The sequence below is a fragment of the Micromonospora mangrovicola genome (assembly GCF_047200535.1).
In the GTDB taxonomy this organism is placed as follows: Bacteria; Actinomycetota; Actinomycetes; order Mycobacteriales; family Micromonosporaceae; genus Micromonospora.
Genome location: NZ_JBJZOG010000177.1, coordinates 1 through 7,264, shown reverse-complemented (window position 1 = coordinate 7,264; position 7,264 = coordinate 1). Strand labels below are relative to the sequence as shown.

Here is a 7,264-nt window from a genome sequence, read left to right as displayed (position 1 = left end):
CGGGGTCTGTCCGTGAGCAGAGAAGCCGGACACCGCAACCGACACCTGTGGGAATGAGTGGGCGGAGACTCATGAGCTTTGGCATAGGCATGATAAGACGCAGGTCGGCCGGCCGGCGTGCCGCGTGGTCCCTGGCGGCCATGCTGTCCGTGCCGGTCTTCGTCGTGGGCGTGCTGGCACCCGCGGCGCAGGCCAAGGACCGCCCCGGCGGCGGCCTCGGCCGCCCGGACCTGCCCGAGCCGCGCAGCAGCAAGGTGCACGTCGTCGACACCCCCGGGGCGGAGAAGGCCCGCGCGCGGGTCGCGAGCGACAAGAAGGCGAACGCCGCACAGGCCGCCCGCGCCCGGCAGGAGCAGCGGGCCCACTGGCCCACCCCGGGCTCGGCCACCCTCACGGCCGCCGCGGGTCCTGCGAAGGCGGCACCGGGCGGAATGCCCGTCACCCTCCGGCCCGTCGGCGGCAGCGACTCCCTCCCGCAGGGCACCGCCACCACCGTCACCGTGCTGGACGCGAAGGCGGCCGAGGCGGCCGGCGTCCTCGGCGTGCTGTTCACCGCCGACGCCGACACCGCGGGCAGCGCCCGGCTCACCGTGGACTACGACCGGATGGCCTCCGCGATCGGCGGCGGCTGGTCCGCGCGGCTGCGGCTCGTCCGGCTGCCCGCCTGCGCACTGACCACCCCGGCCGAGGCCGAGTGCCGCACCCAGATCCCGCTGCACTCCACCAACGACACCGCGCACCACACCGTGTCCGCCCCGGTCACCCTGGCCGGCTCCGGCGGCGGCCTGAGCACACAGCTCGCCACGGCCTCGTCCGGCGCGACCGTGCTGGCGCTCACCACCAGCGGAACCGGGGACGGCGAATCGCCCGACGGCAGTGGCGACTACTCGGCCACCCCGCTGTCGGAGTCCGCCTCCTGGGAGGCGGGCGGCAGCTCCGGCTCCTTCAACTGGAACTACGACTTCACCGTGCCGCCCGCCGCCGCGGGCCCCGTCCCGAAGCTCTCGCTCTCCTACAGCTCCGGCAGCGTCGACGGCCGCACCGCGAGCACCAACAACCAGGGCACCTCGGTCGGTGAGGGCTTCGCGCTCAGCGACTCCTACATCGAACGCCTCTACGTCCCCTGCGACGAGGACGGCCACGACGGCATCCACGACCAGTGCTGGAAGTACGACAACGCCAAGCTGGTCCTGAACGGCGAGTCCTCGATCCTGGTCAAGGACGACACCACCGGCAAGTGGCGGCTGGAGAACGACGACGCCTCGACCGTGACCCGCTCCACCGGCGCGGACAACGGCGACGACAACGGCGAGTACTGGACCGTCGTCACCGGCGACGGCACGCAGTACGTCTTCGGCCTGAACAAGCTCGCCGGGGCCACCACCGAGCGCACCAACTCCACCTGGACGGTGCCGGTGTTCGGCGACGACTCCGGCGAGCCCGGCTACTCCAAGGGCAGCACCTTCGGCGACCGGTGGCTGGACCAGGCCTGGCGGTGGAACCTCGACTACGTCGAGGACCCCTCCGGCAACGCGGCCACCTACTGGTACACCAAGGAAGGCGACTACTACAAGAAGAACAAGGCGAGCACCGCCAACGCCGCCTACACGCGCGGCGGCTACCTAGAGACCATCAAGTACGGCCTGCGCAAGGGCGCGCTGTTCACCGACGACGCCGACGCCAAGGTCAGCTTTGGCTACGCCGAGCGGTGCACCGCCGCGGACTGCTCCTCGCTCACCAAGGACACCGCCGACAACTGGCCGGACGTCCCCTTCGACGCCCTGTGCACCAGCGGCCAGGACGACTGCCTCGCCGTCGGCCCGTCCTTCTTCTCCCGCAAACGGCTCACCGGCATCGACACCTACTCCTGGAACGCCGGAGCCACCGCCTACGACCCCGTCGACTCCTGGAAGCTCACCCAGCAGTACCTCGACGGCGGCGACATCGGCGACACCTCCGACCAGGTGCTGTCGCTGATGTCCCTCCAGCGCACCGCCAAGGCGGGCACCAGCATCACGATGAACCCGGTCAGCTTCACGTACCACATGCGCCGCAACCGGGTGGACGGCACCGACGACATTCTCCCGCTCACCCGCCCGCGGATCTCCACCGTCACCTCGGAGGCCGGGGCCATCACGACGGTGACGATGTCCGACCCCGAGTGCCTGCGCAGCGAGGTGCTCGGCGCCGCCGAGGACACCAACACCCGTAACTGCTTCCCGCAGTACTGGCACATCAACGGCGCCGCGGACGCCTCCGTCGACTGGTTCCAGAAGTACCGCGTGCTCGCCGTCACCGTCTCCGACCCGACGGGCCAGAACGACACCGTCGAGCACGCCTACGACTACAGCGGGGCGGCCTGGAACTACAGCGACGACCCGCTCGTCCTCAAGGCCGAGCGCACCTGGTCCGACTGGCGCGGCTTCCGCAAGGTCACGACGTACACCGGCGCCACGGCCACGACCCGCACCAAGAGCGTCTCCCTCTACATGCAGGGCATGGACGGCGACAAGCTGAAGGACGGCACCACCCGCTCGGTGAGCGTCGCCCCCCTCAGCAGCCCAGATCTGGGCCTCGCCACGCTCAAGGACGGCGACCAGTACGCCGGTCAGCTCCGGGAGAAGGTCACCTACGACGGCGCCACGGCCATCTCCGCCACCTCCGACGTGCCGTGGTCGGCGGAGACCGCGCGGCAGAGCGTCCCCGACGCCGGGGACCAGGTGGCGCGGTTCGTCGACACCACCAAGGAGACCACGCACACCTATCTGACCGCGTCCGGCACCTGGCGCGCGCGTACCGTCGAGAGCACGTTCGACAGCTACGGCAAGGTCTACCGGAAGGAGGACGGCGGCGACGACACCGTCAGCGGCGACGAGACCTGCACCCGCACCTGGTACGCCCGCAACGCGAGCGCCGGCCTGATCGACCTGGTCTCCCGGGAACGGGTGGTCGGCAGGTCCTGCGCGGTCGCGGACGCCGATCTGGACCTGCCCGCCGACAGCAGCAGGCGCGGCGATGTCCTGTCCGACACGGCCACCGCGTACGACGGCGCGACCTGGTCCACGTCCATGACCCCGACGAAGGGGCTGACGACGTGGACCGGCCGGGTCACCGCCTACAGCGGCACCACGCCCGCCTGGCAGACCACCGGGACCACCGGGCACGACACGCTGGGCCGCCCCACCACCGTCACCGACGCCGCCGGCCACGCCACCACGACCGCCTACACCCCCGCCACCGCGGGGCCGCTGACGCGGAAGGCCGTGACCAACCCCAAGGGGCAGACCACCACGACCTTCCTCGACCCGCGGCGCGGATCGGACCTGCGCATCTACGACGCGAACCTGAAGAAGACGGAACTCGCCTACGATGCCCTCGGCCGGATCACCGACGTCTGGCGGCCCAACCGCAGCAGGGCTGCGGGATACAGCCCCAACCAGAAGTTCGGCTACGCGATCAACTCCGACACCCAGTCCTGGACCTCCGCGTCCACGCTGAAGGCGGATGGCCAGACGTACAACACCACCTACACGATCTACGACGCGCTGCTGCGCAAACTCCAGGAGCAGGCGCCGAGCCCGCAGGGCGGCCGGGTGCTCACCGACACCCGCTACGACAGCCGCGGCCTGGCGTACGAGAGCTACGAGGAGATCTTCGACAGCACCTCGAGCCCCACCTCCACCTACACCCGGGCCGAGTACGGCGGGGCACCGAAGCAGACCGAGACCGTCTACGACGGGGCCGAACGCGAGGTCTCCAGCACCCTGTACGTGTACGGGGTGAAGAAGTGGGGGACCACCACCTCCTACACGGGCGACTCGGAGGCGCATTCGGCCCTCGATGGCGGTTCCGCCACCCGGACCATCACCGACGCCCGCGGCCGCGACACCGAGAAGCGCGAGTACGCCGGCTCCAGCCCCGCGGACCCCGCGTACGGCGGCGGGCCCGGCGGCTCGTACAGCGCCACGACGTTCCAGTACACGCTGGACGACAAGCAGCGCGTCGTCACCGGCTCGGACGGGGCGGTGTGGACCTACGGCTTCGACCTGATGGGGCGCCAGACCCGGATCGATGACCCCGACAAGGGCGCCGCGACGATGGCGTACGACGACCTCGACCACCTGGTCAGGAGCACCGACGCGCGCGGCCGCAACGTGCTGACCGGGTACGACGAACTGGGCCGCGTCACCGGGACCTGGGACGGCGTCAAGGACGACGCCCACCAGCTCACCGAGTACACCTACGACACCCTGCTGAAGGGCAGGCAGACCTCCAACACCCGCTATGTCGGGGGCCGGAACGGCGACGCGTACACCAAGACCGTCACGTCGTACGACTCACTCGGCCGCGCCACCGGCACCACCCTGACCCTGCCGCAGCCCGACCCGCTGGTCGCCGCAGGGGCGCCGGACACGATCTCCTTCTCCAGCGCCTACCGCCTCGACGGCACCCTCAGCAACAATGCGGAACCAGCCCTGGGCGGACTGCCGTCCGAGGTCATCGAGTACGGCTACACCTCGCTCGGCCAGGTCACCTCGATCACCGGGGCCACCGGCTACCTGCTGGACGCCGACTACTCCGCGCTCGGCCGCGCCCAGCAGTACGTCCTGGGCACCGGCAGCACCGAGGGGCACAAGAAGGTCTACGTCACCAACACCTTCGAGGAGGGCACCGGCCGGCTGACCCGCAGCCATGTCACGGACCAGACCCACCCGTACATGCTGATGGACGTCACCTACACCTTCGACCCGGCCGGCAATATCACGTCCGTCGCCGACCCGACCACGCTCGGCGGCAGCAGCCAGGCGGAGACGCAGTGCTTCGGCTACGACGGCCACCGGCGCCTCACCCGCGCCTGGACGCCGCAATCGCAGGACTGCTCCGCCACCCCGAGCGCGAGCACTCTGTCGGGGCCTGCGCCGTACTGGACCGACTACCAGTACGGGGACGCGGGCCAGCGCACCGCCGAAATCCAGCACACCGCGACGGGCGACACTACGACCACCTACTGCTACCAGGGAGGGAGCAGCCGCGCGCACGCCCTCACCGGCACCAGCACCAGCGGCGACTGCGCCGCCCCCGACGCCTCCTACGGCTACGACGACTCCGGCAACACCACCCGGCGGCCCGGTTCCGGCGCCGACCAGGACCTGCAGTGGTCGACGGACGGCAGACTCGACACGCTCACCGAGGGAGGCACGAGCACCCGCTACCTGTACGACGCCGACGGGAACCTGCTCATCCGCAGCACCGACAGCGGCGAGCGGATCCTGTACACCGGCAGCACCGAGCTGCACCTGCGCGCCGACGGCAGCACCTGGGCGCAGCGCAGCTACTCCTCCGGCAGCCTGACCATCGCCGTGCGCAGCAACGAGAGCGGCAGCGACAAGCTCTCCTACCTGGCCGGCGACCAGCACGGCACCCAGACCCTGGCCGTGTCGTCGGACAGCACGCAGACGGTCACCAAGCGCCGGATGACCCCGTTCGGCGCCGAACGCGGCTCGACGAGCGGCGGGGACTGGCCGGACGACAAGGGGTTCCTCGGCAAGACCGCGGACAAGAACACCGGGCTGACCCATCTCGACGCCCGGGAGTACGACCCCGGGATCGGGCAGTTCATCAGCGTCGACCCGGTGCTGGAGGCCGAGGACACGCAGTCGCTCAACGGGTACTCGTACTCCGGCAACAACCCGGTGACGTTCAGCGATCCCACCGGGCGCACCCGGTGCGACGTTGACCCCTCGTTCTGCAACAAGCCGCCGCCCGGGCCGGCCGCGCCGTGCCCGAGCCTGACCAACCCGCAGTGCCCCGAGTACCAGATGAACCACGGCGGCGGTGGTGGTGGTGGAGGCGGCGGTGGTGGTGGTGGAGGCGGTCACCACGGCGGTGGTGGCGGCGGTGGTGGCGGCGTCGTGTACGGCCCGCCGAGCTGCGGTGTGCCGCCCCTCGCGCCGTGCGGCGGTCCCGTATACGGTCCGCCGAGCCCGCCGCCGCTTCTGTACGGCCCCGACCCGGTGCCGCTGGTGTCCTTCTCGGCGAACTGCGGCATCGAGTCCGACTGGAACTACTTCTGCAACGCGGGGAACGGACTGATGACGTCCGGGGCCTACATCAAGGAAGGGTTCGGCGCCGCGGGTGACATCACCTCGAAGGCCGGCCGGGACATGCGCTGGGGCGCGGACGCGGCGACCCGCAGCCAGGGCGCCAAGACCCTCCGGGCGCTGCAGAAGTACCCGGGGGTGGCCCGGATGGGCGCCATCGGCCGGAGCGGCGCGGTGAGATGGGCGGGCAGAGGTCTCGGGGTCGGCGGGTTCGCCTTCACCTGGATGGCGAACTACAAGGCCACGGACGGTGACATCCCACTGACCACAGCCGAGACGGTCGTGGACACCTACGTGGTGATCGGCGCGACCAAACTCGGGGCCACCCTGGGGGCGAGTATCGGCACGGCCGTCGGCGGACCCGTCGGAACGGTCGTCGGCGGGGCCATCGGCGCCGCCGCCGGAGCGGTGACCGGGATCATCGCCACCGGCACGGTCAACAACGCCATGTCGAAGGGATGGAAGAAGGTCAAGGGCTGGTTCGGCTGATCGAGGGGGTAGCGCGCCGGGCGGTTGCGCGGGCAGGATGGCAAGCCCGCTCCGCCGCCCGGCGCGGACCGGTAGCGGACAGGATCTGGAAGGAACCACTGCGATGGCGTACTACCTCATCGCCTTCTTCACCCTGGGGCCGGCGTTCATGACCTTCAAGGCGGTCCAGCTGTGGCGGAACGCCGAGCTGGTCGGCTTCTTCATGAACACCTTCGCCTTCCTGCCCTTCGGCAAGGACGTCCGGCGTGGCGAGGTGCGGTCCCTGAACCTCACGGTGGCGTCCCTCTGGGCCGCCGACGTGCTGCTGCTCGTCGGGCTGACCGGCGGGGAGCTGAGCGGGTTCCGGGCGGGCGCCGTAGTCGCCGCCGTGCTGGTGATCCTGGCCTGCGTCTGCGGCGAGGTGTGCGTGGTGCTGTTCAACGCGCCCAAGTTCGTCGTCCCGCCGCACATGCGGACGGACCCAGGGGTGCTCGCCGCGCGCCGGGCGCGCAGGCACTCGGCGCGGCGATGAGGACGACGGGAGGCGGAGCCTGAGGCATGGGCTGGTGGGACTTCCACGCCGATCGACGTCGCAAGTGGCTCTCAAGGCCGGCTGGATCGGCGTCGGCGAGGCGGACTCCGCGTCTAGGTGACTGGTGTTAAACGATGGCTGCCACTGGCGTGGCGGCCATCGC

2 protein-coding genes are annotated in these 7,264 nt (G+C 70.8%); both read left to right on the top strand.

From position 1 onward, the window contains the following. Positions 1-140 precede the first annotated feature (140 nt). Positions 141-6,590, top strand: coding sequence for an RHS repeat-associated core domain-containing protein (locus tag ACL02O_RS33190; RefSeq protein ID WP_412822137.1), 6,450 nt, complete (start codon positions 141-143; stop codon positions 6,588-6,590). Between the two features lie 103 nt (positions 6,591-6,693). After that, a complete protein-coding gene (locus tag ACL02O_RS33185) occupies positions 6,694-7,101 on the top strand; it encodes a hypothetical protein (protein ID WP_412822136.1) in 408 nt (135 codons plus the stop codon). Positions 7,102-7,264 lie beyond the last annotated feature (163 nt).

Excerpts from the sequence above, each read along its gene's own strand:
- ACL02O_RS33190 (WP_412822137.1), top strand. The coding sequence starts at position 141 with ATGCTGTCCGTGCCGGTCTTCGTCGTGGGCGTGCTGGCACCCGCGGCG.
- ACL02O_RS33185 (WP_412822136.1), top strand. The coding sequence starts at position 6,694 with ATGGCGTACTACCTCATCGCCTTCTTCACCCTGGGGCCGGCGTTCATG.